This window comes from Orenia metallireducens (assembly GCF_001693735.1).
GTDB classification, from domain to species: Bacteria; Bacillota; Halanaerobiia; order Halobacteroidales; family Halobacteroidaceae; genus Orenia; species Orenia metallireducens.
In genome coordinates, this window is sequence record NZ_LWDV01000007.1 from 339194 (window position 1) to 365347 (window position 26154).

Annotated in this window: 41 protein-coding genes; 1 reads left to right on the forward strand and 40 read right to left on the reverse strand. The window is 33.9% G+C overall.

The features are described 5' to 3' along the window. The first annotated feature begins 108 nt into the window (after positions 1-108). A complete protein-coding gene (locus U472_RS04420; protein WP_068715913.1) occupies positions 109-843 on the forward strand; it encodes a CPBP family intramembrane glutamic endopeptidase in 735 nt (244 codons plus the stop codon). Positions 844-1094: 251 nt separating this feature from the next. Here U472_RS04420 and amrS read toward each other — a convergent pair whose 3' ends face one another. The 40 genes from amrS to tuf all read right to left on the reverse strand — a co-directional run bounded on the left by amrS (position 1095) and on the right by tuf (position 26150). Next, a complete protein-coding gene (gene amrS, locus U472_RS04425) occupies positions 1095-2075 on the reverse strand; it encodes an AmmeMemoRadiSam system radical SAM enzyme (protein WP_068715915.1) in 981 nt (326 codons plus the stop codon). Positions 2076-2162: 87 nt separating this feature from the next. Further along, on the reverse strand, positions 2163-3572 hold the full coding sequence (amrA, locus tag U472_RS04430; protein ID WP_068715917.1) for an AmmeMemoRadiSam system protein A: 1410 nt from the start codon (positions 3570-3572) through the stop codon (positions 2163-2165). Between the two features lie 100 nt (positions 3573-3672). Further along, positions 3673-4566 (reverse strand): arginase, encoded by an 894-nt coding sequence (gene rocF / locus U472_RS04435; protein WP_068715920.1) that lies wholly within the window; start codon positions 4564-4566, stop codon positions 3673-3675. 2 nt (positions 4567-4568) lie between these two features. After that, positions 4569-5642 carry an alanine/ornithine racemase family PLP-dependent enzyme gene (locus U472_RS04440; RefSeq protein ID WP_245684736.1) on the reverse strand — a complete coding sequence of 358 codons (1074 nt, stop codon included), beginning with the start codon at positions 5640-5642 and terminating at the stop codon, positions 4569-4571. A gap of 144 nt (positions 5643-5786) precedes the next feature. Then, positions 5787-6182 carry a 30S ribosomal protein S9 gene (gene rpsI, locus U472_RS04445; protein ID WP_068715922.1) on the reverse strand — a complete coding sequence of 132 codons (396 nt, stop codon included), beginning with the start codon at positions 6180-6182 and terminating at the stop codon, positions 5787-5789. A gap of 20 nt (positions 6183-6202) precedes the next feature. Then, positions 6203-6631, reverse strand: a complete 429-nt coding sequence (rplM, locus tag U472_RS04450; RefSeq protein ID WP_068715924.1) for a 50S ribosomal protein L13 — start codon at positions 6629-6631, stop codon at positions 6203-6205. Positions 6632-6789: 158 nt separating this feature from the next. Next, positions 6790-7524 (reverse strand): tRNA pseudouridine(38-40) synthase TruA, encoded by a 735-nt coding sequence (gene truA / locus U472_RS04455; protein ID WP_068715926.1) that lies wholly within the window; start codon positions 7522-7524, stop codon positions 6790-6792. 12 nt (positions 7525-7536) lie between these two features. Then, positions 7537-8331: an energy-coupling factor transporter transmembrane component T family protein gene (locus U472_RS04460; RefSeq protein ID WP_068715928.1), complete on the reverse strand. Its 795-nt coding sequence runs from the start codon at positions 8329-8331 to the stop codon at positions 7537-7539. A gap of 3 nt (positions 8332-8334) precedes the next feature. Next, the gene (locus U472_RS04465) at positions 8335-9189 is read right to left on the reverse strand and encodes an energy-coupling factor transporter ATPase (RefSeq protein ID WP_068715930.1); all 855 of its coding nucleotides are present in this window, start codon (positions 9187-9189) and stop codon (positions 8335-8337) included. Then, complete coding sequence (locus tag U472_RS04470; protein ID WP_068715932.1) at positions 9174-10001, reverse strand: energy-coupling factor transporter ATPase; 828 nt, start codon at positions 9999-10001, stop codon at positions 9174-9176. Before U472_RS04470 ends, U472_RS04465 begins: the two co-directional genes overlap by 16 nt. Positions 10002-10203: 202 nt before the next feature. Beyond that, the gene (gene rplQ, locus U472_RS04475) at positions 10204-10545 is read right to left on the reverse strand and encodes a 50S ribosomal protein L17 (protein WP_068715934.1); all 342 of its coding nucleotides are present in this window, start codon (positions 10543-10545) and stop codon (positions 10204-10206) included. Positions 10546-10578: 33 nt separating this feature from the next. Then, positions 10579-11520 (reverse strand): DNA-directed RNA polymerase subunit alpha, encoded by a 942-nt coding sequence (locus U472_RS04480; RefSeq protein WP_068715937.1) that lies wholly within the window; start codon positions 11518-11520, stop codon positions 10579-10581. A gap of 115 nt (positions 11521-11635) precedes the next feature. Continuing rightward, entirely contained in the window at positions 11636-12265 is a 630-nt protein-coding gene (gene rpsD, locus U472_RS04485; RefSeq protein ID WP_068715938.1) for a 30S ribosomal protein S4, read from the reverse strand. 62 nt (positions 12266-12327) lie between these two features. Next, positions 12328-12717 (reverse strand): 30S ribosomal protein S11, encoded by a 390-nt coding sequence (rpsK, locus tag U472_RS04490; RefSeq protein WP_068715940.1) that lies wholly within the window; start codon positions 12715-12717, stop codon positions 12328-12330. Between the two features lie 36 nt (positions 12718-12753). Further along, positions 12754-13125, reverse strand: coding sequence for a 30S ribosomal protein S13 (gene rpsM, locus U472_RS04495; protein ID WP_068715942.1), 372 nt, complete (start codon positions 13123-13125; stop codon positions 12754-12756). A 34-nt stretch (positions 13126-13159) separates the two neighbouring features. Then, positions 13160-13273: a 50S ribosomal protein L36 gene (rpmJ, locus tag U472_RS04500; protein ID WP_027339519.1), complete on the reverse strand. Its 114-nt coding sequence runs from the start codon at positions 13271-13273 to the stop codon at positions 13160-13162. 27 nt (positions 13274-13300) lie between these two features. After that, positions 13301-13522 (reverse strand): translation initiation factor IF-1, encoded by a 222-nt coding sequence (infA, locus tag U472_RS04505; RefSeq protein ID WP_018249335.1) that lies wholly within the window; start codon positions 13520-13522, stop codon positions 13301-13303. A gap of 464 nt (positions 13523-13986) precedes the next feature. Continuing rightward, entirely contained in the window at positions 13987-14637 is a 651-nt protein-coding gene (locus U472_RS04510) for an adenylate kinase (RefSeq protein ID WP_068715944.1), read from the reverse strand. 17 nt (positions 14638-14654) lie between these two features. Further along, positions 14655-15914 carry a preprotein translocase subunit SecY gene (secY, locus tag U472_RS04515; RefSeq protein WP_068715946.1) on the reverse strand — a complete coding sequence of 420 codons (1260 nt, stop codon included), beginning with the start codon at positions 15912-15914 and terminating at the stop codon, positions 14655-14657. 4 nt (positions 15915-15918) lie between these two features. Next, positions 15919-16362 (reverse strand): 50S ribosomal protein L15, encoded by a 444-nt coding sequence (gene rplO / locus U472_RS04520; RefSeq protein ID WP_068715948.1) that lies wholly within the window; start codon positions 16360-16362, stop codon positions 15919-15921. A 45-nt stretch (positions 16363-16407) separates the two neighbouring features. Beyond that, positions 16408-16911, reverse strand: a complete 504-nt coding sequence (rpsE, locus tag U472_RS04525; protein ID WP_068715950.1) for a 30S ribosomal protein S5 — start codon at positions 16909-16911, stop codon at positions 16408-16410. A 29-nt stretch (positions 16912-16940) separates the two neighbouring features. Beyond that, a complete protein-coding gene (rplR, locus tag U472_RS04530) occupies positions 16941-17306 on the reverse strand; it encodes a 50S ribosomal protein L18 (protein WP_068715951.1) in 366 nt (121 codons plus the stop codon). A 30-nt stretch (positions 17307-17336) separates the two neighbouring features. Then, the gene (rplF, locus tag U472_RS04535) at positions 17337-17867 is read right to left on the reverse strand and encodes a 50S ribosomal protein L6 (protein WP_068715953.1); all 531 of its coding nucleotides are present in this window, start codon (positions 17865-17867) and stop codon (positions 17337-17339) included. Between the two features lie 27 nt (positions 17868-17894). Further along, complete coding sequence (gene rpsH / locus U472_RS04540) at positions 17895-18293, reverse strand: 30S ribosomal protein S8 (protein ID WP_068715955.1); 399 nt, start codon at positions 18291-18293, stop codon at positions 17895-17897. Between the two features lie 39 nt (positions 18294-18332). After that, entirely contained in the window at positions 18333-18518 is a 186-nt protein-coding gene (locus tag U472_RS04545; protein ID WP_068715958.1) for a type Z 30S ribosomal protein S14, read from the reverse strand. A 16-nt stretch (positions 18519-18534) separates the two neighbouring features. Then, positions 18535-19074: a 50S ribosomal protein L5 gene (gene rplE / locus U472_RS04550; RefSeq protein ID WP_068715959.1), complete on the reverse strand. Its 540-nt coding sequence runs from the start codon at positions 19072-19074 to the stop codon at positions 18535-18537. 25 nt (positions 19075-19099) lie between these two features. Further along, positions 19100-19420, reverse strand: a complete 321-nt coding sequence (rplX, locus tag U472_RS04555) for a 50S ribosomal protein L24 (RefSeq protein ID WP_068715961.1) — start codon at positions 19418-19420, stop codon at positions 19100-19102. 33 nt (positions 19421-19453) lie between these two features. Then, the gene (gene rplN, locus U472_RS04560; RefSeq protein WP_068715963.1) at positions 19454-19822 is read right to left on the reverse strand and encodes a 50S ribosomal protein L14; all 369 of its coding nucleotides are present in this window, start codon (positions 19820-19822) and stop codon (positions 19454-19456) included. A gap of 26 nt (positions 19823-19848) precedes the next feature. Then, positions 19849-20106 carry a 30S ribosomal protein S17 gene (gene rpsQ / locus U472_RS04565; protein ID WP_068715965.1) on the reverse strand — a complete coding sequence of 86 codons (258 nt, stop codon included), beginning with the start codon at positions 20104-20106 and terminating at the stop codon, positions 19849-19851. 17 nt (positions 20107-20123) lie between these two features. Continuing rightward, positions 20124-20327, reverse strand: coding sequence for a 50S ribosomal protein L29 (rpmC, locus tag U472_RS04570; RefSeq protein WP_068715967.1), 204 nt, complete (start codon positions 20325-20327; stop codon positions 20124-20126). Beyond that, positions 20317-20751: a 50S ribosomal protein L16 gene (gene rplP / locus U472_RS04575; protein ID WP_068715969.1), complete on the reverse strand. Its 435-nt coding sequence runs from the start codon at positions 20749-20751 to the stop codon at positions 20317-20319. The genes rpmC and rplP overlap by 11 nt, the downstream gene beginning before the upstream one ends. A 20-nt stretch (positions 20752-20771) precedes the next feature. Beyond that, positions 20772-21419 (reverse strand): 30S ribosomal protein S3, encoded by a 648-nt coding sequence (rpsC, locus tag U472_RS04580; RefSeq protein WP_068715971.1) that lies wholly within the window; start codon positions 21417-21419, stop codon positions 20772-20774. Between the two features lie 3 nt (positions 21420-21422). Continuing rightward, complete coding sequence (rplV, locus tag U472_RS04585) at positions 21423-21764, reverse strand: 50S ribosomal protein L22 (protein ID WP_068715974.1); 342 nt, start codon at positions 21762-21764, stop codon at positions 21423-21425. Positions 21765-21792: 28 nt separating this feature from the next. Beyond that, positions 21793-22077 (reverse strand): 30S ribosomal protein S19, encoded by a 285-nt coding sequence (gene rpsS, locus U472_RS04590; protein ID WP_068715976.1) that lies wholly within the window; start codon positions 22075-22077, stop codon positions 21793-21795. Positions 22078-22099: 22 nt separating this feature from the next. Next, on the reverse strand, positions 22100-22945 hold the full coding sequence (gene rplB / locus U472_RS04595) for a 50S ribosomal protein L2 (protein ID WP_068715978.1): 846 nt from the start codon (positions 22943-22945) through the stop codon (positions 22100-22102). 27 nt (positions 22946-22972) lie between these two features. Continuing rightward, positions 22973-23260 (reverse strand): 50S ribosomal protein L23, encoded by a 288-nt coding sequence (rplW, locus tag U472_RS04600; RefSeq protein ID WP_068715980.1) that lies wholly within the window; start codon positions 23258-23260, stop codon positions 22973-22975. After that, entirely contained in the window at positions 23260-23886 is a 627-nt protein-coding gene (gene rplD / locus U472_RS04605) for a 50S ribosomal protein L4 (protein WP_068715982.1), read from the reverse strand. The genes rplW and rplD overlap by 1 nt, the downstream gene beginning before the upstream one ends. 21 nt (positions 23887-23907) lie before the next feature. Then, positions 23908-24531: a 50S ribosomal protein L3 gene (gene rplC, locus U472_RS04610; protein ID WP_068715984.1), complete on the reverse strand. Its 624-nt coding sequence runs from the start codon at positions 24529-24531 to the stop codon at positions 23908-23910. Positions 24532-24564: 33 nt separating this feature from the next. After that, positions 24565-24882 carry a 30S ribosomal protein S10 gene (gene rpsJ, locus U472_RS04615; RefSeq protein ID WP_068715986.1) on the reverse strand — a complete coding sequence of 106 codons (318 nt, stop codon included), beginning with the start codon at positions 24880-24882 and terminating at the stop codon, positions 24565-24567. 86 nt (positions 24883-24968) lie between these two features. Further along, a complete protein-coding gene (gene tuf / locus U472_RS04620; protein WP_068715988.1) occupies positions 24969-26150 on the reverse strand; it encodes an elongation factor Tu in 1182 nt (393 codons plus the stop codon). Positions 26151-26154 lie beyond the last annotated feature (4 nt).

Consider the following 26154-nt stretch of genomic DNA (forward strand, 5'->3'; position numbering starts at 1 on the left):
TAGCAATTAATATTATAAAATTCAAATATGAACATCTAAACCTGGCAGGAAAATTTTTACATACAGAGAATAAATATTATAGCAATATTATCACTGGGAGGAATAAAGATGTCTAAAGAAAAAGATCAATCTACTGAGAATAATGAACATCAAAATAAATACTTATATCTAAAAGAGATTATCAAAGCACAGTCAATCTGGTATTTAATCAACTTTCTAATTCTATTCTTTCAATTATATGTATACTTTGATATTCCATATATAAATAACTTTTATATAATGATCTTCAAATTTATAGGAAGTAGCTTCTTTATCTCCTTCTTACTATATTATACTACTATGGTCTATGACCTATCATTTCAAGAGATAGGAATTAACTTTGATAATTTTATTGGAAATATTAAATTAGGTCTACAGTTAAGTTCCTTCTTTTTACTGGGTATAATTATAATTCACCTATCTGATAATAATTTGAAAATTAATTCTATAATTAATATACATGGTGGAAAAGACTTTAGACTAAGCATAATTTATTTCATGATCTTATTTATATGTTATCTGATTCCTGCCTTCAGTAAAGAATTACTCTATCGTGGATTTGTCTATTACCATTTTAAAAAGGAATATGGAATAATTGTAGGTTTTATACTTAGTACTTTATATTATGCTCTTAGTTATTTGGATTTAAGAGTAATAACCATAGTTATTCATATTTTGGTAGGAGTCATAACTACATATTTATATGAAAAGACTGACTCCTTAGTAACTTCAGTTATCTTTCAAGCTACTTACCAAGCCAGTCTGAGTTTATATCTATTCTCTTTTGATAAATGGCCTTTTTAAAGTCAGTTTTATTCTTTTAATTTATTATATTAACATTATGCTAGTCAAATTTCAATGTAAATAAAGTGGTTAATGGAGGGGCGACACTTTCATTTTAAAAAGTCTTAAAATCTTAGGTTGCGCCTAAGGGCGCCTTGCTTTTGGCATTGCCCCAAAAGTAAGCAAAAAGTCTAAAGAAGTATTATAATAACTCTTTGTTGTGTCAATTTCTCTATTAACATAAGAAATCATATTAATTAATCTATTAACTTCTACAAAATTACTTTAATCTCCTGTCCACAGTTAGAACAACTTTTACCATCGAGATTAATCTGCACACTATTATAGTTTCTAGAAATAACTTCTTTATTACATTTTGGACAATAGGTATTTCGATATTCTTGACCCTCAACATTACCCAAATAAACATAATCCAACTTTTTATCTGCTATTTCTTTAGCTCTAATTAAAGAATCTATAGAAGTTGGAGGTATATCTAATTGATATTGAGGAAAGTATCGAGAAAAATGAAGAGGAATACTAATATCCAAAGTAGCAATCCAATCTACTAGCTCTTTAATTTCCTCTTCACTATCATTTAGTCCTGGAATTAATAAGGTAGTAATCTCTAATAATATATCTTGATAAACTAACTCTGCTGTTCTCTTAACAGGATTCAAACTACCTTTACAGATTTCTCGATAAAAGTCTTCAGTAAATGCTTTAACATCTAAATTAACAGCATCAATATATGGAAGTAACTCCTTTAATGGCTCAGGGTTAATCATCCCATTAGTTACTAATACATTCTTTAGCCCTTTCTGATAGGCAAGTTGAGCTGTTTCTAAGATATATTCATACCAGACTAGAGGTTCAGAATAGGTATAAGCAATCCCAATTGAATTATAATCTAAAGCTAAGTGAACAGCTTCTTTAGGAGTAATAGTCTCTGTTCTACTTTCAGTATCATGAACAATGTTATGATTCTGGCAGAATTTACACTTTAGATTACAACCTACAGTCCCTAAAGAGAGAATCTGACTACCAGGATAAAAGTGAAATAAGGGCTTCTTTTCAATTGGGTCTAAAGCTACTGCACTGACTTGATTATAAGTAATAGTAATTAATCTGTTATCTTCAACTTTTCTGACCTGACAGCGACCATTCTGTCCTTCAGCTAATAGACAATAATGAGGGCAGAGATGACATTTAATCTTATCTTCTTCATAAGTATAATAAAGTGCTTCTTTCATTGCTTCACTCTCCATAAAGTTTAAGATTAGGTGACTTACAAGATTTAAATTATAATATTTTTCTCAAGCTCAAAATTATTAATAAAATTACTTATATCTAGTAACTGTAAACCTCATCAACTCTATATCCTTCTCCTCTATTGGAATACCAGCTTTTCTTTTAGCTATCTCTACTTGCTTTTTAGCAGTATCTACTCCTTCTAAATCTGGTAATAACAATCCAGCCCTTTCACCCCGTCTAACAATAACCCCATATTTCTTAGGATCTAACTCCTCAATACTTTCTATACTCTTTGCTTCTCCTAAAACATCTACAGAATAGGTTAACTCATCTATCTCATTAAGATTCACTGGCTCAAATCTTGGGTCTTCAAAGGCAGCTCCAAGAGCATTGTTAATAATCTCATAGGCTAAATTAGCTTTAGTAGGTTGAGTAGTACCGATACATCCTCGTAAATTTCCATTCTTCTTAATTGAAACAAATACTCCAGCCCTTCCAGCCAATTTAGGGTCAAGCTTAGCAGGTGGTTCTATAACTTCCCTATTCTTAATATACTCTTCTACAGACTTTCTAGCCAACTTAACAACTTCACTTTCATTACTTCGAATCTCTGATAATCTCTTCTTCTTTCGTTCATACAATTTATCTAGTAACCCTACCTCTTCTTTCTTCCCTTTAACATGATAAGTCGCTACTGCATATCCTACGCCAAAGGGACCTTCATAGGATAAGACTCCACCTTCTACATTTAAGCGATCCATTGCTCCCAACATCATAGTCAATGGTCTTAGTCCACATTCTCCTGCTCGTTGAATCAACTGATTATCCATATCAAAGATACTCTCAACCTCTAAAGTATTTAGATAATGGACTAATCTTTTATCAAAATCTCTAGCTTTAGGATCATAACCTGCTGGTGCAGTCTCTGTTAAGCGGTGAGATAAGTCTCCACTAGCTATCACAGCTACTTTATATTCTAACCTCTCTGCTACTAATTGAATTATCTTTCCAAAGGTATATAACTCTTCATAAGATAACATTCCAATAGTAACTGGAACTATAGGTTTATTTACTCCTACCTCATTTAAATAATACATTGGTACTAGAACGCCATGGTCTAATTTCATCTTGACTTCTAACTTTCTTGCTGTAGCTTCATCGATCCTTGCTGTAGTAATTTTATTCTTATTAGCTGCCATTGTTAACTCGCTAGTAAAATTCTCAGCTAACTTATAACTTAGCTCTACATCTTTACGCCCAAAGTTCCTAAAATCACCTGATAAAATCTCTGCACTTAAAATACTAATAGCATCAGAAAATATTGGTCCATGGGGACTGATAGTAACTATTATATCAGGATTAACCTCTTTAACCTCTTGAGCTAACTTTCTGATACTAACTTGAGTCTTAGCAATCTCCTTAACTTCATCTCCACCAATTTCAGGAATTAATATCGGTGGATGAGGTGCTAAAGCAGAAAAAACAACTCCTGTCATAGATAATCACTCCTTTTTTATTAGTTTATAGTTGACAGTGTACAGAGTACAGTAAAATACAAATATCTCTTTAATCTTTTAACTGTAAATTGTACACTGGCTATAATATTCTCTTGCCAAGTGCTGAAGTAATCAAATCTACTGCTAATTCAGCAGTATGATTATATTGATCTAGGATAGGATTAACCTCAACTAAATCTATAGAGGTTAAAATCTTAGCCTCTGCTATCATCTCTAAAGCTAAATGGGCTTCACGATAATTAATACCACCTTTAACTGGTGTCCCTACCCCTGGAGCCTCTAAAGGGTCTAACACATCCATGTCAAAACTTAAATGGACTCCTTTGGTATCTTTACTACTAATCTTTATTGCTTTTTGCATAACTTCAACTATACCCATTCTATCAATATCATCCATAGTAAAAACCGTTACTTTTGATTTCTGTAATAAGTCTCTTTCATTTTTATCTAAATCTCTTACTCCAATCAATACTACATTCTCTTCTTTTACTTTAGGTATAATACCTCCAATTTGAACTAACTTGTCCAAACCTCTTCCTACTAAGGTTGCTAGAGACATTCCATGAATATTTCCTGTACAAGTAGTTTCATGAGTATTAAAATCACCATGAGCATCTATCCAAATAATCCCTATATTCTTTTTAACCTTAGCTAAACCTCCAATACTACCAATACTAATACTATGGTCACCACCCAAGATAATAGGCAGGATATTATCATTAATTAGTACCTCTACTTTATTACTTAAATCTTCGCAAATTTCAACAATCTCATTTAAATAATTAATACCTTCAGCCTTTAAACCTTTGGATTCTACATTTGGTATATTAACATCTCCAGCATCTTCAACTTCTATACCCATATTTCTTATCATCTTAATTAAGCCAGCATAACGTATTGCACTTGGTCCCATATCTACACCACGACAATTAGCACCAAAGTATGAAGGAACACCCACTATCTTTACTTTCAAAGTTACTCCTCCTCTGTATAATAATATTCTTTATTAACATAAGGAGATGTCATAGCACCCAACAAAGCACCATAGCTTAATCTAAACTCTATCTCATCTCCCAACTTAATATCCTCTACATCTGTTAAATCAACAATCAAATGATCACTACTAGCTCCTTCAATAGTCATCTTTTTACTAACTGGAAATAATCCTTCAGGAATGATATCTTGTCTACCAATCCCTAAAATCCCCCTCTTTCTAATCCCTTTATCTACAATCTTCTGTTTTTGACCAAAGGCATCATTCCCTTGTTCTCCTTTAGAAGCAGTCGGCTTATCTTTTAACTCTATTAGCTCTGCTATTAATTTGAAGGTAGCTAAGCTAGTCAATTCAAACTTCTCTCCACTTGGTACTTCCCTACCTAACAAAATAGTCTCTCCTACCCTCAGCTGATTGGTAACAGAGGTATGCTTTAAATCCAATAGTAATGGTAATGAACTACTATTTCCTGCTGAAATAATAGGCAGTTCTATCTCTAATTCTTCCCTTATATTATTAACTAAATCCATCAATTGAGTCATATTATCTTCATTAGGTAATATTCCTCTAAAGCAGGCTAGATTAGTTCCTAAACCTATTATCTCAATATTGGATAAATCCTTAATCTCTTTAGCAATCTCAAAAAGATCTTCTGGTAAGATACCTTCTCGTCTATCTCCTAGATCAACCATCAAAATTATCTTATGTACTTTATCCTTATCTTTAGCTACTTGATTTAATCTCTTTACAACCTCTAGCTCTGAGTTTAAACTAATATCAACTATTTCTACAACCTTATCAACTTCACTTAACATTGGAATCCTAAGCAACATTAAGGGGCATTTTAATTCTTTCAACTTAATTAAATTCCTCATTCTAGAATCAGCTAAACCTATTACTCCTCCTAATAACATAGCTTTAGCCACCTTTAAGTCTGCAGCAACTCCCTTAGTAACTGCCCAGATATCAATCCCCCTGTTATTGGCTAATTCAACTATCTCTTTAGTATTGCTTTCTATCTTAGCTAGATTAATCTCAATTCTAGGATTTAGCACTGTAATTACCTCCAATATCAAACTCCTATATAAATAACTTTTCCTAAAGTAACCATTGTAATTTTCAATAAACATAATAAAAAAGGAAGAGTAAAAAACCCTTCCTTGGTAGTAAGTAAGATATATTGATGTAATGTAATATAATTATCTTTTTGAGAATTGTGGCTTCTTACGAGCCTTCTTACGCCCATATTTCTTACGCTCTTTCATTCTTGGGTCACGAGTTAAGTAACCAGCTTTCTTAAGTGTACCTCTGTAGTCACCTTCAGTTTCTAATAATGCACGAGCAATTCCATGGCGGATAGCTCCAGCTTGTCCTGAAGTTCCTCCACCTTCAACTGAAACAACTACGTCAAATTCTCCTAAAGTTTCAGTTGCTTCTAAAGGTTGCTTTACAACTTGCTCTAAAACGTCTCTACCAAAGTATTCAGATAAAGGCATGTTGTTAATAATGATTTTACCGTCACCTGGTAATAATCTAACACGAGCAACTGAATTTTTTCTCCGTCCAGTACCTAAGTATTCAACTTCTGCTGCCACTTAAATCTCCTCCTTCCGTATTATAATTCTAATTCTTTAGGTTCTTGAGCTTGGTGTGGATGGTCAGCACCAGCATAAACCTTTAATTTTTTAAACATTTGACGACCTAATTTGTTCTTAGGTAACATTCTTTTTACAGCAAGCTCGATAACCTTTTCAGGCTCTTTAGCTAATAACTCACCATAAGGAGTTGATTTTAATCCTCCAGGATATCTAGAATGTTTGTGATACATTTTTTGCTCTAACTTCTTTCCAGTCAAATGAACTTTATCAGCATTTACTACAATTACATAATCTCCAGTATCGATATGTGGAGTATACATAGGCTTATTTTTACCTTGTAAAATCTTAGCTATCTCAGTGGCTACACGTCCTAATGTTCTACCTTCCATATCTACTACATACCACTCACGATTAATGTCTTGTGGTTTAGCCATATATGTGCTCATTTTCTTCCCTCCTTGTAACTTATATTTATATTATGAACTTACACTGACCGGGGCTGCCAGCATGAGTGACAAACACAATCACGTATATTATTTTATTATAACCAGCAAAAAGTGTCAAGACTTTTTAATATTTATTTCTGCCAAGCTAACTAAGAGATTTAATAATTAATCTTCTTTAAGATTAGCCCTTGTGCTGGTGCAGTAGGTCCAGCCTTGCTTCTATCCTTAGCTAATAGTATCTCTTGAACAGCTTCAGGTTTTATCCTTCCCAAAGCAACCTTAACTAATGTACCAACAATAATTCTAACCATATTATATAAAAAACCATTGCCATGAATACTCAACTTTATTAGGTTATCTTCTCTATCTATATCTATATTAAAAATCCTACGAATTGGATTTTTAGCATTACAACCTGAAGAACGGAACGATGAAAAATCATGCTCTCCAACTAAATACTCTGCTCCTTCCTTCATTAAATCTAAGTCTAATTGATTATAAATATGATAAGCATAATTACGATAAAAAGGTGAAGGAAATTCAGCATTATATATCTGATACTCATATATCTTATCAGAAGTATGATAACGAGCATGGAAGTCATCAGCAACTTCACAAGCATCTAATATTACAACATCATCAGGCAGTCTAGTATTTAAAGCTATAGGAAATTTAACTGTTGGAATAGAACTTTCTACTTTGAAGTTAAAGACCTGACCTTTGGCATGGACTCCAGAATCAGTTCTACTAGCACCTATAATCTTGATCTCCTTTTTAACCAAACTCTCTATTGCCCTTTCAATTACTTCTTGGACAGCTAAAGCATTCGCTTGGCGTTGAAAGCCATGATAATTACTCCCATCATAGGAAACAGTGCACTTTAAGTTTCTCATCATACTCACCTACTATAAGAATATACCTACTAAACTTAAGTAAATTATACTTATAACTGTTACTATATAATCTTTCCTTGCAAAGGCTAATACATTCATTCTAGTACGATTTTCTCCACCTCGATAACATCTAGCTTCCATAGCAAGTGCCAACTCATCAGCTCTACGAAAAGCATTTACAAATAAGGGGACAAGCAAAGGAATCAAGTTCTTAGCTTTCTGAATTAGATTACCTCCTTCAAAATCAGCCCCTCTAGCTTTCTGTGCCTTCATTATCTTTTCAGCCTCTTCTAATAATGTAGGAATAAACCTTAAGGCAATTGTCATCATCATAGCCAACTCATGTGCTGGAAGACCGATTCTTTTAAAAGGATTTAATAACCTTTCTAAACCATCAGTTAACTCTAATGGAGAAGTGGTTAATGTCAATAAAGAGGTATATGCAATTAAAAAAATCAAGCGTAATGACATAAAAGATCCCATCCTTAGCCCTTCTTCTTCAATAGATAGAAACCTCCACTGCCATAAAACTCTACCACCTTTAGTCATAAAGAGATGAATAACTAAAGTAAAGATAATAATAAAGAGTAAAGGTTTAATACTCCTTAGAATATATTTCAAATTAATTTTAGATAAGAATACCGTTAACAAAATAAACAGAGCCAAAACACTATAACCAGAAAAAGACTCTATTAAAAATATAGAAATAATAAAGAACATAATAACCAATATTTTAACTCGTGGGTCAAGCTTATGAATTAAAGAATCTCTTTCAATATATTGACCTATCATAATATCATTTAACATTTTTTACCCTCTCATCAACTTTAGAATTTCTTCTTTTGCCTCTTCAACAGTAAAGATATTTGTAGTAATCTCTGAATTACCTAACTTCTTTTTTAAATCTTTTATTATCTTTGTTACCTGGGGAATACCTAAACCAATGCTTTGTAATAACTCATCATGATCAAATACATAACTAGGAGTACCTTCTAATACTAATTCACCCTTCTCTAATACTAATACCCTATCAGCCAATTGAGCAACCTCTTCCATTCTATGAGAAATCAATATAATAGTTAATCCAAATTTATCTTTTAAATCAACTATCTCTTTAATCAGTTCTTTTCTTGCCTTAGGATCTAATCCCGCAGTTGGCTCATCTAATATTAATATTTCTGGTTCCATTGCCAATACTCCAGCAATAGCAACCCTTCTTTGTTGCCCACCAGATAATCTAAAGGGTGATCTATCTTTAAACTCCTCAAAGTCTAAATTAACTAATTTTAAAGCCTTCTTTACTCTTTCTTCAATCTCATTATCCTTTAGACCTAAATTCTTAGGTCCAAAAGCAACATCAGCAAAGATTGTCTCTTCAAATAATTGATGTTCTGGATACTGAAAGACTAGTCCTACCTTTTTTCTAATATCTCTTAGATTCTTAGTTTTTGTTATATCTTGATTATTAATCAAAACCTTACCTTCAGTGGGTCTAATCAATCCATTTAAAGTCTGAACTAAAGTTGACTTTCCAGAACCAGTATGACCTATTAAACCAATAAATTCACCTTTATCGACTTTAAAATTAATATTCTTTAAAGTATAATTATCAGGACTCAACTCAACATCATAATTATGGCTTAAATTCCTTACTTCAAGTAACATAACTCACTCACCAACCTATCTATATCAAAAATATCAGGTCTTATATTTAAGCCTTGTTGGTGAAGCTTAAATGCTAACTCTGTAACTTGGGGTACATCTAAATGGTACTCTTTAATCCTATCTACTTGGCTAAATATCTCTTGGGGGGTGCCTTCTAAAACTATTCTTCCCTCTTCCATTACAATAATTCTATCAGCCTGAATAGCCTCAGTCATAAAATGGGTAATATGAACTACAGTTATTCCTAAACCTTTATTTAGCTTCTGTATAGCATCCATTACACTCTGTCTACCTACTGGATCTAACATTGCAGTAGGTTCATCTAAAACCAAACATTTAGGCTGCATAGCTAAAACACCAGCAATAGCCACACGCTGTTTCTGACCACCAGATAAATTATGAGGAGCATACCTTTTGAATTCTTCCATAGCAACTGCTTTTAAAGATTCATCAACCCGTTCTCTAATTTGACTAGGCTCTAATCCTAAATTTTCTGGACCAAAAGCAACATCTTCTTCTACAATATTAGCAACAAGCTGATTATCAGGATTTTGAAAGACCATTCCAACCTGTTGTCTAATATCCCAGATTTTATCCCTATCTGAAGTTTTATCACCATTAACATTTACAATTCCTTTATTAGGTACCAATAGTCCATTTAGCATTTTGGCTAAAGTAGATTTACCAGAACCATTATGGCCTACAATTACTAGAAACTCTCCATCTTTAATATCTAAATCAATTCCATTAAGTACCCATTCTTCACTATTATTATATTTATAATGAAGGTCTTGAATCTTAATTAATCCCATTTTTTCACCAACCTGATATAAAAAAACAGCCATTTATACCGGACGAATAATAAAATCCGAATCTTACGGACAAAAAAATCACGTCCAGTATCATAAAGTAGCTATGGCTGTTTAATTGATTATATTTTTTTAATAATAAACAATTTGCTATACTTAATAGAGCAGTAAATAGATAATCTAGATTATCTATTTTAATGTTAAATTATTCTACCAACTCTAAGATAGCCATTGGTGCAGAGTCACCACGTCTTGGACCTACTTTAAGAATTCTAGTATATCCACCTTGACGTTCAGCGAATCTTGGAGCAATCTCATCAAATAATACTTGTACTGTATCTTTATCTTGAAGAGTACTCATTACTTGTCTACGATCATGTTGAGTACCTTTTTTAGCTTTAGTGATTAATTTCTCAGCAATTCTTCTTACTTCCTTAGCTTTAGCTTCTGTTGTTTCGATTCTTTCGTTCTTAAATAGAGCATTAGCTAAACCAATAAATAAAGCTTTTCTTGGTGCGCTTTTACGACCTAATTTCCGCTGAGCCACAACTATCCCTCCTTATTTTTCAATTTATAATTATTATAATTCAGGCTTTCCTAAACCCAAACCTAATTCAGCAATTTTAGCTTTGATTTCTAATAAAGATTTCTTACCTAAATTTCTAACCTTCATTAGGTCTTCTTCAGAAGTGTTTGCTAACTCTTCTACGGTGTTGATTCCAGCTCTCTTTAAGCAATTAGAAGAACGAACAGATAAATCTAACTCTTCGATTGTCGTCTCCATAAGTTTATCTTTTTCTTCTTCTTCTTTTTCCACCATAATATCCACATTATTAATCTCTTCACTAAGATTAATAAATAAATCTAAATGCTCTGCTAACACTTTAGCAGATAAACTAATAGATTCTTCTGGATCAATACTACCATTAGTAGTAACTTCTAAAGTTAACTTATCCAAATCACTTCTTTTTCCTACACGTGTATCTTCAACTTTAAAGTTAACTCTACGAATAGGAGAGAAATCTGAATCAATAGGTAATACACCAATTACATGTTCCTCATCTTTATTATCCTCAGCTGATACATACCCACGTCCATTTTCTACTACAGCTTCTAAAATGAATTCACCTTCATCGGCTAAAGTAGCAATATGATGGTCAGGATTAAGTATTTCTACGTCACCACTAACAGTAAAATCACCAGCCGTAACTTCTCCTTCACCACTTGCTTCAATTCTTAAAGTCTGAGGTTCTTCTTCATTCATTTTAATAACTACATCTTTTAAATTCAAAATAAGATCAGCTACGTCTTCTACAACTCCAGGGACAGTAGAAAATTCATGGCGTACACCTTCAATCTTAATTGAAGTTATTGCAGCACCTGGTAAAGATGATAACATTATTCTTCTTAATGAATTTCCTAGAGTAACCCCATAACCCCTTTCTAAAGGGGTAATTACAAACTTTCCGTAGGTATCTGTTGATTCAATACGTTCAATAGTTGGCTTTTCAATCTCAATCATTAACTTAACCCTCCCTTTAATTAAGAAAAGATTTCAACAACTCTAATTGAGGGTGATAACTTGATTAATTGCAAAAGTAGCAAAGTGGTTCAAAAGAACCACAATTAAACCGCTATTATCTAGAGTAGAACTCTACAATTAACTGCTCATTAATTGGAAGATCTATTTCCTCGCGAACAGGTGCTGTTAGTACTTTTCCTTCTTTCTTTTCCATATCTACTGTTACCCAAGAAGGTGTAGCTTTATCAGCATTTAATTCACAAATTTCTTTAATTCTCTTTAAACCTTTACTATTTTCTCTTATAGCTATTACATCATTTTCTTCTACTAAGTAAGAAGGAATATCAACTCTACTACCATTAACACTAATATGTCCATGTCTTACGATTTGTCTTGCTTCATTTCTAGAAGTAGCAAATCCTAATCTATAAACAACATTATCTAATCTACTTTCTAATAACTGTAAGAAGTTTTCACCAGTAATTCCTGGTTTCTTCTCAGCAGTTTCAAAATAACGCTTAAATTGATTTTCTAAAATACCATAACTTCTTCTAACTTTCTGCTTTTCCTTTAACTGCAAACCAAAATCAGACAATTTACTACGACGACCTCTTCCTTGATCTCCAGGACCATAAGAACGGCGTTCAATAGCACACTTATCTGAATAACATCTTTCACCTTTCAAGAATAACTTTTCCCCTTGTTGTCGACATAAACGACAAACAGGTCCAGTATATCTTGCCATATATCTTTACACCTCCAAGTTTATATCATTATCCTAGTTTTTATATCAATTTCTATATCAAATTACACTCTACGACGCTTTGGTGGACGACAGCCATTATGTGGAATAGGAGTTACATCTTTAATTAGAGTTACTTCTAATCCAGCTGCTTGTAATGAGCGAATAGCTGCTTCTCTTCCTGCACCAGGGCCATTAACAAAAACTTCAACTTCTTTTAAACCATACTCCATTGCTTCCTTTGCTGCATTATCAGCAGCCATTTGAGCAGCATAAGGAGTACTCTTACGAGAACCAGCAAAACCTAAATTACCTGCACTTGACCAAGCAATTGTATTTCCTTTAGCATCAGTTAAAGTTACAATTGTATTATTAAAAGTAGAACGAATATGAGCTTGACCCTTTTGAACTCTAATATTCTTCTTTTTCTTTTTCTTCTTTACTCTACGTGCCATGGTATCCCTCCTTATTTATCTATTTTATCTTCTTAACTATTTCTTTCTTTTTGCTCCTACAGTTCTCTTAGGACCTTTTCTAGTTCTAGCATTATTTTTAGTATTTTGTCCGCGAACTGGAAGACCTCTTCTATGTCTTAGACCCCTATAAGAACCAATATCTCTTAGTCTTTTAATATTTCCTCTTACTTCACGTCTTAATTCACCTTCTACAAGATAATCCTCATCGATAACTTTACGTAATTCAGCTACTTCACCTTCAGTTAAATCACGTACTCTTGTATCAGGATTAATTCCAGTTTTTTTAATAATTTCTTGAGCAGTTGATCGTCCGATTCCATAAATATAAGTCAAACCAATTTCGATTCTCTTATTTCTAGGTAAATCAACACCTTCAATCCGTGCCATATTATTTACACCTCCCAATTTAAAGTATTAAAAATTAACCTTGACGCTGTTTATGCTTAGGATTTTCACAAATAACATAAACTCTCCCTTTACGACGAATTACTTTGCATTTATCGCAAATAGGTTTTACTGATGGTCGAACTTTCATATTAACCCTCCTTCTATCTTACTCTAATTAAGATTTATGACGATAAGTAATTCGACCCCGACTTAAATCATAAGGTGATAACTCAACAGTCACCTTATCTCCTGGTAAGATTCGAATAAAATTCATTCTCATCTTTCCAGAAACGTGAGCCAATACTTTGTGACCATTTTCCAACTCTACACGAAACTTTGCATTCGGTAATGGTTCAATTACAGTACCTTCAACTTCAATAGCCTCTTCTTTTGCCATTGATTATCTTTAACCCCCTTACAAATTTACACATTATTCCACTTTATCATCTCAGTATAACATTATATCACAAAAATCATATTTTATTCAATTAAAGTTGAGTTTAATATGAATGAGGACCTAAAAATTGAACCTTAAAAAGGAGTGATAGTTTCCTGTTAATATCCTAATACAGACAGTTCAACCATCATTAGTATAATGGTCCTCACTATAAGCTGAAAACCAAAAACTTAAAAACTTTAATAGAGAAATTTAATTAAACCCCATATCTTATCTATTAATAATCTAAAAAACGTAATAATTTAAAACAAGAAGTTTAATTTATTCATATAAAATTCGTCAACTAGGGGCATATCAATTCACCCCATATATCATGTATTCTTGACAGTTGACGAAAAACAATATAAATTTCTAGCCAGCTATATGTAAATAGCTTTCAAATATTAACCTCTGTTAAATCTACGTTATTTAATATTATCTAATAAGTCTTTAATTTCAAAAAATACATTATCCAAACTATCTTCTCCATTAATTGTTTTTAATAAATTACTTTCTCGGTAATAATTAATTAAAGGAGAAGTTTGCTCAGAGTAGACATCTAATCTCTGCTGAATGGTATTTGGATTGTCATCTTCACGTTGATATAACTCTCCTTCACACTCATTACAAACACCTGCAACTTTTGGTGGATTAAATTTAACATGATAACTAGCACCACATGATTTACAGATTCTTCTACCAGATAATCTATCAATAACTTCCGCATCACTTACTTTAATGTTTATAACAGCATCTAAAGAAGTATTCATATCAGCTAAGATTGAATTTAATGCATCAGCTTGATTCACAGTTCTAGGAAAACCATCTAAAATAAATCCTTGCTGACAATCTTTTTGAGATAATCTTTCTCTAACTATCCCAATAGTCACCTCATCTGGCACTAACTTACCTTGATCCATATATTCCTTTGTTTTCTTTCCTAATTCTGTTTCCTCTTTAATTGCTTTACGAAACATATCCCCAGTAGAGATATGAGGAATCTCATAAGCTTCCTCTAAGCGAGCTGCTTGAGTCCCTTTACCTGCCCCTGGAGGACCAACTAATACTAAATTCATTGATATCACTCCTTGAATCACTTCATAAACCCTTCATAATGTCTAGATAATAAATAAGTTTCAATTTGTTGCATAGTTTGTAAAGCAACACCTACTACGATTAATAAAGCTGTTCCTCCAAAGTTCATCTGAATTCCGGTAAACTCCATAACAAAATTAGGTAAGATAGCAATTAGAGCTAAGAATATTGCACCAGCCAAAGTTATTCTAGTTAAGATTTTATCTAAATATTCCGCTGTTGGTCTACCTGGACGACGACCTGGAATAAATCCACCATGTTTTTTCATATTATCTGCTATTTCAATTGGGTTAAATTGAATAGCAGTATAAAAATAAGTAAAGAAGATAATCAACAATGAAAATAAAATCATATACAAAATAGATCCTGGACTTAAGGCATTAGCTATAGCTTGAGCCCAGCTTTGTTGAATAAATTGAGCAATAGTAGCTGGGAATAAAAGAACAGAAGAAGCAAAGATTACTGGAATTACTCCAGCTTGATTTACCTTTAATGGAATATGAGTTGACTGTCCCCCATAGACCTTACGTCCCACTACTCTTTTGGAATAACGTACTGGAATCTTTCTTTGTCCTTCTTGAATATAAATAACTAATGCAATCACAACTACTGAAATTACTAAGAAAAGTAGGAGATTAAAGATATTAATAGTTTCTGCTCTCAGTCCTTTAATTGTCTGAATAACACCTGTTGGAAAACGTGAAACAATTGAAGCAAAAATGATTAATGATATACCATTTCCAATTCCTTTTTCTGTAATCTGTTCACCTAACCACATTAAAAAGACAGTTCCTGCAGTTAATGTTATTACAATTGTAGTTAAATTAAAGAAAGAAGGATTTTTAATTGCTCCATAATTTCTTATCATCAAAGTAATACCTGTACCTTGGATAATACCTAAAAGTACAGTAGCATATCTTGTATAACGAGTAATTAATGTTTTTCCTTCAGGACCTTGTTTAACAAGTTCCTCTAGTCTAGGAATAGCAACAGTCAATAACTGCATAATGATTGATGCAGTTATGTAGGGACTGATACTCATAGCAAAAATAGTAAAATTCTTTAAAGCCCCTCCAGCAAACATATCTAAAAAACCTAAAACACCAGCACCTGCAAATAATTTCTCTAATGCTTCAGGATTAATGCCAGGGACTGGAATATGAGCTCCAACACGGTATACAGCAATCATAGCTAAAACAAAGAAAATCTTTTTTCTCAACTCTTTAACTTCTAGCGCATTACTTAGAGCTGATAGCATCTTGTTATATCACCTCTACCTTTCCTCCTGCAGCTTCAATCTTCTCAACTGCGGACTTAGTAAATTTGTGGGCTTTAACAGTTAAAGACTTCTCTAAGCTTCCATCACCTAAAATCTTAACACCATCTTTAACCTTATTAATTAAACCAGCATCTTTTAATACCTCTACAGTAACATCTGTATCGGCATCAAAACGATTTAGGTCATTTACGTTAACTATAGCATACTCTTTTCTAAACTTAGCATTAGAGAATCCTCTCTTAGGCAATCTTCTATATAAAGGAGTCTGACCACCTTCGAAGAAAGGTCTTACTCCTCCACCTGATCTTGCATTTTGACCTTTATGTCCTTTTCCAGAAGTCTTTCCAGTTCCAGACCCAATACCTCTACCAACTCTCTTGCGGTTCTTTTTAGATCCTTCTGCTGGCTTCAAATCGTGTAATTTCACACTTTTCACCCCCTTAGCAACTTAAAAATTAATTGAAATTATATATTATCCTAATAATTCATCTACGCTTTTACCTCTTAGTTTAGCAACATCTTCAGCATTTTTAAGACTAGATAATCCAGTAATAGTAGCTCTAACCATATTGATTGGATTATTAGAACCTAAAGATTTAGTTAAGATATCTTTAATCCCTGCTAATTCTACAACAGCACGCACTGGACCTCCAGCTATAACTCCAGTACCTTCAGAAGCAGGTTTTAGAAGAACATTACCAGCACCAAAGATACCATTGATTTCATGAGGAATAGTAGTATCTTTTAAAGGAACTTTAACCAAACTCTTTTTAGCAGCATCAATAGCTTTGTGAATAGCATCTGGTACTTCGTTAGCTTTTCCGATTGCAGCACCTACATGACCATTACCGTCACCAACTACTACTAATGCACTAAAGCTGAATCTACGTCCACCCTTAACTACTTTAGTTACACGGTTAATATTAACAACACGTTCCTCTAAATCTAATTTACTAGGGTCAATAAGTTTGCTCATCTTTTTCCCTCCTTTTACTCAAAAATTGATTAAAACTCTAATCCGTTTTCTCGAGCGGATTCCGCTAAAGCTTTAACACGACCATGATATTCATATCCACCACGATCAAATACAACTGTATTTATTCCTTTATCCAAAGCTCTTTTAGCAATATATTCACCAACAACTTTAGCAGCATCTTTATTTCCACCATTTGAAACTTTTTCACTGATCTCTTTATCAACAGTAGAAGCAGCTACTAAAGTTTCCCCAGCAAAATCATCGATGACTTGGGCATATATATGTTGATTACTTCTATATACATTTAATCTAGGGCGATCTGGGGTACCTTGAACCTTATTACGGATTCTTTTGTGTCTTCTTTCCCTAGCTTCTTTTTTACTTAACTTGCTCATTCTCTTCCCTCCTTTATCGGATATTAACTACTAACCAGTCTTACCTTCCTTACGTCTGATAACTTCATCAACATATTTGATTCCTTTTCCTTTGTAAGGTTCTGGTGGTCTAACTGCTCTAATATTAGCAGCTACCTGACCCACTAATTGCTTGTCAATACCTTTAACAATAACTTTGTTCTTTTCTACTTCAAAGTCAATACCCTCTGGTGGTTCAATCACTACAGGGTGAGAATACCCAACTTGTAGTTCTAAATTACTACCTTTTTTAAGTGCACGATAACCTACACCATTTAATTCTAAAGCTTTTTTAAATCCTTCAGTTACACCTTCAATCATATTAACAATTAAACTACGAGTTAAACCATGCATAGATTTATCTACTTTAGAATCTGTAGGTCTAGTTACTGTAAGTTCATTATCTTCTATTTTGATATCCATTCTTGGATTAACTACTTGCTGTAATTCTCCATTAGGACCTTTAACTTTTACTACATTACCGTCTATAGTTACTTCTACCTTTTCAGGAATTGCAACTGGTTTATGTCCGATTCGAGACATAATCTACACCTCCTTTTTATTCAATTATTACCATACATAACAGAGAACTTCTCCACCAATTCCTGCTTTACGAGCAGATTTATCTGTCATTAAACCATTAGAAGTTGAAATAATAGCTATACCTAATCCACCTAAAACCTTAGGTAAATCTTCTCTATTAGCATAAACTCTCAACCCTGGTTTACTAATTCTCTTAATACCACTGATAATCTTTTCACCGTTAGCACCATATTTTAAGAATACTTTGATTGTACCCTGTGGTCCATTATTGATTCTTTTAAATCCTTTAATAAAACCTTCTTCTTGTAAAACCCGAGCAATCTCTTCTTTAAGGTTAGAAGCAGGGATTTCCACTTCTGATTTTAAAACAGAGTTTGCATTTCTAATTCTTGTTAGCATATCAGCAATAGGATCAGTTATATTCACTCTTCATACCTCCTTTCAAATTAACAACTTTAAAACTTCTTACCAGCTAGCTTTCTTAACACCTGGTAATTTACCTTCGTGGGCTAATTCTCTAAAGCATACACGGCATAATTCGAACTTTCTAATAACACCATGTGGTCGTCCACACTTGCGACATCTGTGTTCTTTTCGAGTTGAATACTTAGGCTTCCGATTAGCCTTTATTATTTTAGCCTTTCTAGCCACTCTGTCCCCTCCTTAATTACTTTTTAAATGGCATACCCATTAAAGATAATAACTCTTTAGCTTCTTCATCAGTTTCAGCAGTAGTTACTACAACAATATCCATTCCTAAAATTTTATCAACATCATCAATCTTAATTTCTGGGAAAACAGTATGGTTAGTTAAACCTAAAGAATAATTACCTCTTCCATCAAAAGATTTACCAGAAATACCTCTAAAGTCACGAACACGTGGTAGAGCTACATTAATTAATTTATATAAGAACTCATACATTTGTTCTCCACGAAGAGTAACCTTACAACCAACTGGCATACCTTCTCTAATCTTAAAGTTAGCAACTGATTTTTTAGCTCTAGTAATTACAGGATTTTGCCCAGTGATAGCTTGGAAAACCTCAACAGCTTGGTCAAGCACCTTAGCATTCTCTGCAGCTTCGCCAAGTCCCATATTAAGAACAACTTTATCTAATTTAGGAACTTCCATAATATTACCGTAATTAAACTTTTCTACCATAGCAGGAGCTATCTCTTTAATATATTTTTCTTTTAAAAATGACATAGTTTTACCTCCTTTCTATCAACAATTAATCGATATCTTCTCCACATTTTTTACAATAACGTAATTTTTCACCGTTATCTAAGACTTTTTTACCTGTACGAGAAGGTGCTCCACATTTTCCGCAAAGTAACATTACATTAGAACTATGAATTGGAGCTTCCTTTTCAAGAATACCACCTTGTGGATTTTCTTGAGTTGGTCTTACATGTTTTTTAATAACATTAACACCTTTAACGATAACACGACTTTCTTTTGGAAAAGCTTTTAGGATTTCTCCCTCTTGACCTCTGTCTTTTCCAGCGATAATCTTAACTTTGTCGCCTTTCTTCACATGTAACTTAGACATCCCAATTGCCTCCTTTCTTGTCTAAAACTTTAATTAAAGCACTTCAGGCGCTAAAGAAATAATTCTTGTGAAATTCTTTTCTCTTAATTCACGAGCAATTGGTCCAAAGATACGTGTTCCTCGTGGTTCATTATTTTTACTAAGAATTACAGCAGCATTTTCATCAAAACTGATATATGAACCGTCTTTTCTTCTAACTTGATTCTTTGTCCGTACAATAACTGCTTTAACAACGTCACCCTTCTTTACCATACCATCAGGGATAGCTTCTTTAACTGTAGCAACAATTACGTCACCAATAGAAGCATAACGCTTTTTAGAACCACCTAAAACTTTAATACAAAGTAGTTCTCTAGCTCCTGAGTTATCTGCTACTTTTAATCTAGATTCCTGTTGAATCACTTCAAAACCCTCCTTTCAATTAAAAACTATTCAGCTCTTTGAACAATCTCTTCTACTACCCAGTTCTTAGTCTTACTTAAAGGACGAGTTTCTACAATTCTAACTTTGTCCCCTACTCGACACTCATTCTTTTCATCATGAGCTTTGAACTTAGAAGTTCTAGTGATTACACGCTTATATAATGGATGTTGAGTCTTTCTTTCCACTGCAACAACAACAGTCTTTTCCATTTTATCACTAACAACTAATCCGATCTTTTCTTGCGGTGCATTGCGTCGAGCCATATTAACCCTCCTCTCAATTAACCTTGGTTAATTCCAAGTTCACGTTCATTTAAAATAGTCTTAACACGAGCAATTGATTTTTTAACCTCTTTTATACGTGCAGGGTTATCTAATTGCACTGTAGCATTTTGAAAACGCAAGTTAAATAATTCTTCTTTTAATTCATCTAACTTTTGCTCTAATTCTGCATTAGTTAAATTTCTTAACTCATTAGCTTTCATTGCTGTCACCATCCATTTCTTCCCGTTTTACAAATTTCGTTTTGATAGGCAGTTTATGTGCTGCTAATCTCATAGCATCTCTAGCAAGCTCTTCATTAACACCAGCAAGTTCAAACATTATACGTCCTGGCTTCACAACAGCAACCCATTGTTCTGGAGCTCCTTTACCACTACCCATTCTTGTTTCAGCTGGTTTAGCAGTTACAGGTTTGTCAGGGAAGATATTTATCCAAACCTTACCACCACGTTTAATTTTACGAGTAATTGCAACTCTGGCTGCCTCGATTTGACGATTGTTAATCCATGCAGGCTCTAGAGCTTGTAAACCGTAATCACCAAAAGAAACTTTATTACCACGCTGAGCTTTACCTTTCATCCGTCCACGATGTTGTTTTCTATGTTTAACACGCTTTGGAATTAACATGTCATTGGCCCCCTTTCTTATTAGTCTTCATTAATTTCCGGTAAGATTTCACCTTTGTAGATCCAAACTTTTATTCCAATTTTACCATAAGTTGTATCGGCTTCTGAAAATCCATAGTCTATATCAGCACGTAAAGTGTGTAAAGGTACACTACCTTCACTATAACCTTCAGTACGAGCCATATCAGCTCCACCTAAACGACCTGAACATAAAACTTTAATTCCCTCAACACCTCTTTGGCGCATTGCTCTACCTATAGATTGCTTCATAGCTCTTCTAAAAGATACACGATTCTCAATTTGCTCAGCAATATTCTCAGCAACCAATTGCGCATCTTGATCAGGATTTTTAACTTCAACAACATTAACTTGAACTTGTTTATTAGTCATAGCTTCTAATTCGGCTCTTAAATCATTTACTTCAGAACCACCTTTTCCAATTACCATTCCTGGACGAGCAGTATGAATATTAACTTTAATTCTATTTGCAGCTCTTTCAATTACGATTCTAGAAATACCTGCATCATACATTTTGCCCTTCACATGGTCTCTTACCTCTAAATCTTCATGTAATAAATCAGAATAATCCTCTTTATTAGCATACCACTTAGCATCCCAATCTTTTACTACACCAACTCTAAGACCGTGTGGATGAATTTTTTGACCCATTCATTATCCCTCCTTTTTTTCTGCCACTTTTATTGTAAGATGGCTTGTTCTTTTATTAATAGGACTTGCCTGCCCCATTGCTCTTGGTTTATATCTCTTCATTGTTGGACCTTCATCTACATATGCTTCAGAAATATATAATTCATCAGCAATCATACCATGATTATTTTCGGCATTAGCTACAGCTGAAATTAATAATTTTTCAATAATACCTGCTGCTTTATTAGGTGTATTCTTTAAAACACCAAATGCTTCGCCAATTTCTTTACCCCTTACTAAGTCAATAACTAACCTTGCTTTTCTTGGGGAAATCCGAATACGTTTAGCAACGGCTTTAGCTTCCATGGTTTAACCCCCCTTTACTCTCTAAACTCTATTTAAGTGATGTAGATCTTTCAGTGTGATCTCCATGTCCTCTGAATGTTCTAGTAGGTGCAAACTCACCTAATTTATGACCAACCATATCTTCAGTAATGTATACAGGAACATGCTTTTTCCCATCATGAACAGCAATAGTATGCCCTAACATTTGTGGAAAAATAGTTGAACTTCTTGACCAAGTTTTAATAACTTTTTTATTTCCAGACTTGTTCATCTCTTCAACCTTGGCTAATAGCTTTTCATCTACAAATGGTCCTTTTTTTATTGAACGACCCAATCTAATGTCCCCCTCTCATTAATTATTTTCTTCTACGCTTCTTCGCATGACGACTACGAACAATCATCTTATCAGAAGCCTTCTTCTTACGAGTCTTCTTACCGATAGTAGGTTGACCCCAAGGAGTAACTGGATGTCTACCAGATGTTTTATTCTTACCTTCACCACCACCATGAGGATGATCATGAGGGTTCATTACAGTACCACGAACTGTAGGTCTAATACCCATCCATCTCTTTCTTCCAGCTTTACCGATAGTAATGTTTTCATGTAATTCATTACCTACTTGACCAACTGTAGCTTTACATTTCACATTAACTAATCTCATTTCTCCAGAAGGTAGTTGAATATTTGCATATTTACCCTCTTTAGCCATAAGTTGAGCACTAGCACCTGCAGAGCGTACCATTTGTGCACCTTTTCCTGGCTTAAGCTCGATATTATGCACTATAGTACCTACTGGAATATCTTTTAAAGCTAATGCATTTCCTGGCTTGATATCTGCTTCAGGACCTGAAAGAATTTCATCCCCTACACTAATTCCTTTTGGAGCAATGATATATCTCTTCTCTCCATCTGCATAATGTAACAACGCAATACGAGCAGATCTATTTGGATCATACTCAATTGTAGCTACCTTAGCTGGAACTCCATCTTTATCTCTTTTAAAGTCAATAATTCTGTACATTCTCTTATGGCCCCCACCACGATGACGGACAGTGATGCGACCATTTGCATTACGTCCACCACTTTTTTTCAGTGGCTTAAGTAAAGACTTTTCTGGCTTATCAGTTGTAATATCAGTAAAATCCTCCACAGTCATATATCTTCTTGACGGTGTGGTTGGCTTAAATTTCTTAATCGCCATCTTTACTCCCTCCTTTTCTTATAAAAATTATACACCTTCAAATATTTCGATGCTATCTCCTTCAGCTAGTTTAACTCTAGCTTTCTTCCAATTAGATGTCTTACCTTGAGTATATCCCATTCTTCTCTTCTTACCTGGCATACGATTAGTAGTTACTTTTTCAACATTAACATCAAAGATTTTTTCAATAGCTTTTTTAATTTCAGGCTTGTTAGCTTTGATAGCAACTTTAAAAGTATACCAATTTTCTTCCATATCCATCATACTTCTTTCAGAAATATGAGGCGCAATAATAATATCCCGAGGATCCTTCATTATGCTAGCACCTCCTCAACTTTAGCAACTGCATCTTTAGTCATAATTACTTTATTACTATTTAAAACATCATATACAGTTACCTTAGTAGGTGTTACAACCCTTACTCCCGGAAGATTACGAGCTGATTTATAAACATTATCATTCTTTTCAGAAAGTACAATTAAAACTTTAGAATCTACTGCATCAAAGCTCTTTAATACAGATACCATCTCTTTAGTTTTTGGTGCTGTAAAATTAAAGTTGTCAACAACAACTAAGTTACCTTCTTCAACCTTAAGAGTTAAGGCTGATTTTACAGCTAATTTTTTAACTTTCTTAGGAAGTTTCTTATTATATTTACGTGGTTGTGGTCCAAAAGTAGTTCCACCACCTACCCAAAGTGGAGAACGGATACTTCCGTGTCGAGCACGACCTGTTCCTTTTTGCCTCCATGGCTTACGTCCACCACCAGCAACTTCTCCTCTTGTCTTAGTCTTAGCACTTCCAACACGCTTAGCTGCTAATTGAGCAACAACCGCTTCATGAAGTACATGTTCATTTACTTCTACACTAAAAACTTCATCTCTTAAGTCAAGATTTCCTGACTTTTGTCCATCAATATTATATAAAGCTAATTCAGGCATCTTTATCCCCCTTTCCTAACACTATTTTACTGTTTGCCGAATAGTTAATAACCCTTTTTTAGGTCCAGGAACTGCACCTTTGATTAATAATAAATTCTTTTCAGGGTCTACTTTAACAACTTCTAGATTTTGAACTGTTACTTGTTCATGCCCCATATGTCCAGGCATCTTTTTACCTTTAAATACTCTTGCAGGATCAGAACCAGCACCAATAGAACCTGGTCTTCTGTAATTTCTAGAACCGTGAGTTTTTGGTCCAGTATTGAAATTCCATCTCTTAACTGTACCTGCAAATCCTTTACCTTTAGAGATACCAGTTACATCAACTTTCTCTCCTTCAGCGAATACATCTGCTTTAACTTCATCTCCTGTTTCTAGAGCTTCTGCTCCTTCAACTCTAAATTCACGAATATATTTTTTAGGATTAACTCCATATTTATCGAAGTGTCCCTTTAGAGGTTTATTTACTTTGTTTTCTTTATCATCAACAAACCCTAATTGTACAGAGTTATATCCGTCAACTTCTTCAGTCTTTTTTTGAATTACAGTACATGGTCCCGCTTCAACAACTGTAACAGGTACAACTTCACCATTTTCAGTGAAAATTTGTGTCATACCAATTTTTTTACCTAAAATCGCCTTCATTTTTTCTACACCTCCTTAAAACACATATAAATATTATAGTTTAATCTCTATGTCAACACCAGCTGGTAAATCTAATCTCATTAGAGAATCAACAGTCTTAGGTGTTGGATCTTTAATATCAATTAATCTTTTATGAGTTCTCATTTCAAATTGTTCTCTTGACTTACTATTTACATGAGGTGCACGTAAAATTGTAAACACCTCTCTTTTAGTAGGTAAAGGAATCGGTCCAGAAACTTCAGCTCCAGTTTTTTTAGCAGTTTCAACAATCTTTCTTGCTGAATTATCTAAAAGCTGATGCTCATAAGCTTTTAATCTAATTCTAATTTTACCTGTAGCTTGTTCAGCCATAATTTTCACCTCCAAATAACATTTAATTTAGACAGAAAAAAGATGAGGAGGAATAATACTCCCCATTCCTTTTTCTATAGATTTAATTATTCAATAATTTCAGTAACAACACCAGCACCAACAGTTCTTCCACCTTCACGAATAGCGAATCTTAATCCTTCGTCCATCGCAATTGGAGAGATTAATTCCCCTATCATTTCGATGTTATCTCCTGGCATTACCATCTCTACACCTTCTGGTAAATGGATTGAACCTGTTACATCTGTTGTTCTAAAGTAAAATTGTGGTTTATATCCATCGAAGAATGGAGTATGACGTCCACCTTCTTCTTTACTTAATACATATACTTCTGCTTTAAACTTAGTATGTGGAGTAATGCTTCCAGGTTTTGCTAATACTTGTCCACGCTCGATGTCTTCTCTCTTAACACCTCTTAATAATGCTCCAATGTTATCTCCTGCTTCTGCTTGATCCATTAACTTACGGAACATTTCTACTCCTGTTACTGTAGTTTTTGTAGTATCTTTAATTCCTACTATTTCTACTTCGTCTCCTACTTTAATTACACCTTGCTCTACACGTCCAGTTGCTACTGTTCCACGTCCAGTAATACTGAATACATCCTCTACTGGCATTAAGAACTCTTTGTCTGTATCTCTTTCTGGAGTTGGGATATACTCATCAACAGCATCCATTAATTCTATGATTTTTTCTCCCCATTCTCCTGTTGGATCTTCTAATGCTTTTAACGCAGAACCTACTACTACTGGTGCGTCATCTCCTTCAAATTCATACTCGCTCATTAATTCTCTTACTTCCATCTCTACCAATTCGATTAACTCTTCGTCATCTACCATGTCAGCTTTGTTTAAGAATACTACGATCTTTGGTACTCCTACCTGACGAGATAATAGTAAATGCTCTCTTGTTTGAGGCATTGGTCCGTCAGCTGCTGATACGATTAAGATAGCTCCATCCATCTGTGCTGCTCCAGTAATCATGTTCTTTACATAGTCAGCATGTCCTGGACAGTCAACGTGAGCATAGTGACGATTTTCTGTTTCGTACTCTACATGCGAAGTAGCAATTGTAATTCCTCTTTCTCTTTCTTCTGGTGCATTATCGATATCCTCGAAGTTAGAACCTCCTACACCTTTTGATAATACCTTTGTAATAGCTGCAGTAGTTGTTGTTTTACCGTGGTCTACGTGACCAATTGTACCAATATTAACATGAGGTTTCGTTCTCTCAAACTTTTCTTTTGCCATTTTA

Coding starts and splice junctions, on each gene's coding strand:
- U472_RS04420 (WP_068715913.1), top strand. CDS start 109: ATGTCTAAAGAAAAAGATCAATCTACTGAGAATAATGAACATCAAAAT.
- amrS (WP_068715915.1), bottom strand. CDS start 2,075: ATGAAAGAAGCACTTTATTATACTTATGAAGAAGATAAGATTAAATGT.
- amrA (WP_068715917.1), bottom strand. CDS start 3,572: ATGACAGGAGTTGTTTTTTCTGCTTTAGCACCTCATCCACCGATATTA.
- rplM (WP_068715924.1), bottom strand. CDS start 6,631: ATGAGCACATATATGGCTAAACCACAAGACATTAATCGTGAGTGGTAT.
- truA (WP_068715926.1), bottom strand. CDS start 7,524: ATGAGAAACTTAAAGTGCACTGTTTCCTATGATGGGAGTAATTATCAT.
- U472_RS04460 (WP_068715928.1), bottom strand. CDS start 8,331: ATGTTAAATGATATTATGATAGGTCAATATATTGAAAGAGATTCTTTA.
- U472_RS04465 (WP_068715930.1), bottom strand. CDS start 9,189: ATGTTACTTGAAGTAAGGAATTTAAGCCATAATTATGATGTTGAGTTG.
- U472_RS04470 (WP_068715932.1), bottom strand. CDS start 10,001: ATGGGATTAATTAAGATTCAAGACCTTCATTATAAATATAATAATAGT.
- U472_RS04480 (WP_068715937.1), bottom strand. CDS start 11,520: ATGATTGAGATTGAAAAGCCAACTATTGAACGTATTGAATCAACAGAT.
- rpsD (WP_068715938.1), bottom strand. CDS start 12,265: ATGGCAAGATATACTGGACCTGTTTGTCGTTTATGTCGACAACAAGGG.
- rpsK (WP_068715940.1), bottom strand. CDS start 12,717: ATGGCACGTAGAGTAAAGAAGAAAAAGAAAAAGAAGAATATTAGAGTT.
- rpsM (WP_068715942.1), bottom strand. CDS start 13,125: ATGGCACGGATTGAAGGTGTTGATTTACCTAGAAATAAGAGAATCGAA.
- rpmJ (WP_027339519.1), bottom strand. CDS start 13,273: ATGAAAGTTCGACCATCAGTAAAACCTATTTGCGATAAATGCAAAGTA.
- infA (WP_018249335.1), bottom strand. CDS start 13,522: ATGGCAAAAGAAGAGGCTATTGAAGTTGAAGGTACTGTAATTGAACCA.
- U472_RS04510 (WP_068715944.1), bottom strand. CDS start 14,637: ATGAATTTAGTATTAGTTGGTCCTCCAGGGGCAGGTAAAGGGACTCAA.
- secY (WP_068715946.1), bottom strand. CDS start 15,914: ATGCTATCAGCTCTAAGTAATGCGCTAGAAGTTAAAGAGTTGAGAAAA.
- rpsE (WP_068715950.1), bottom strand. CDS start 16,911: ATGAGCAAACTTATTGACCCTAGTAAATTAGATTTAGAGGAACGTGTT.
- rplR (WP_068715951.1), bottom strand. CDS start 17,306: ATGAGCAAGTTAAGTAAAAAAGAAGCTAGGGAAAGAAGACACAAAAGA.
- rplF (WP_068715953.1), bottom strand. CDS start 17,867: ATGTCTCGAATCGGACATAAACCAGTTGCAATTCCTGAAAAGGTAGAA.
- rplE (WP_068715959.1), bottom strand. CDS start 19,074: ATGTCATTTTTAAAAGAAAAATATATTAAAGAGATAGCTCCTGCTATG.
- rplX (WP_068715961.1), bottom strand. CDS start 19,420: ATGTCTAAGTTACATGTGAAGAAAGGCGACAAAGTTAAGATTATCGCT.
- rpsQ (WP_068715965.1), bottom strand. CDS start 20,106: ATGGCTCGACGCAATGCACCGCAAGAAAAGATCGGATTAGTTGTTAGT.
- rpmC (WP_068715967.1), bottom strand. CDS start 20,327: ATGAAAGCTAATGAGTTAAGAAATTTAACTAATGCAGAATTAGAGCAA.
- rplP (WP_068715969.1), bottom strand. CDS start 20,751: ATGTTAATTCCAAAGCGTGTTAAACATAGAAAACAACATCGTGGACGG.
- rpsC (WP_068715971.1), bottom strand. CDS start 21,419: ATGGGTCAAAAAATTCATCCACACGGTCTTAGAGTTGGTGTAGTAAAA.
- rplV (WP_068715974.1), bottom strand. CDS start 21,764: ATGGAAGCTAAAGCCGTTGCTAAACGTATTCGGATTTCCCCAAGAAAA.
- rplB (WP_068715978.1), bottom strand. CDS start 22,945: ATGGCGATTAAGAAATTTAAGCCAACCACACCGTCAAGAAGATATATG.
- rplW (WP_068715980.1), bottom strand. CDS start 23,260: ATGAAGGATCCTCGGGATATTATTATTGCGCCTCATATTTCTGAAAGA.
- rplD (WP_068715982.1), bottom strand. CDS start 23,886: ATGCCTGAATTAGCTTTATATAATATTGATGGACAAAAGTCAGGAAAT.
- rplC (WP_068715984.1), bottom strand. CDS start 24,531: ATGAAGGCGATTTTAGGTAAAAAAATTGGTATGACACAAATTTTCACT.
- rpsJ (WP_068715986.1), bottom strand. CDS start 24,882: ATGGCTGAACAAGCTACAGGTAAAATTAGAATTAGATTAAAAGCTTAT.
- tuf (WP_068715988.1), bottom strand. CDS start 26,150: ATGGCAAAAGAAAAGTTTGAGAGAACGAAACCTCATGTTAATATTGGT.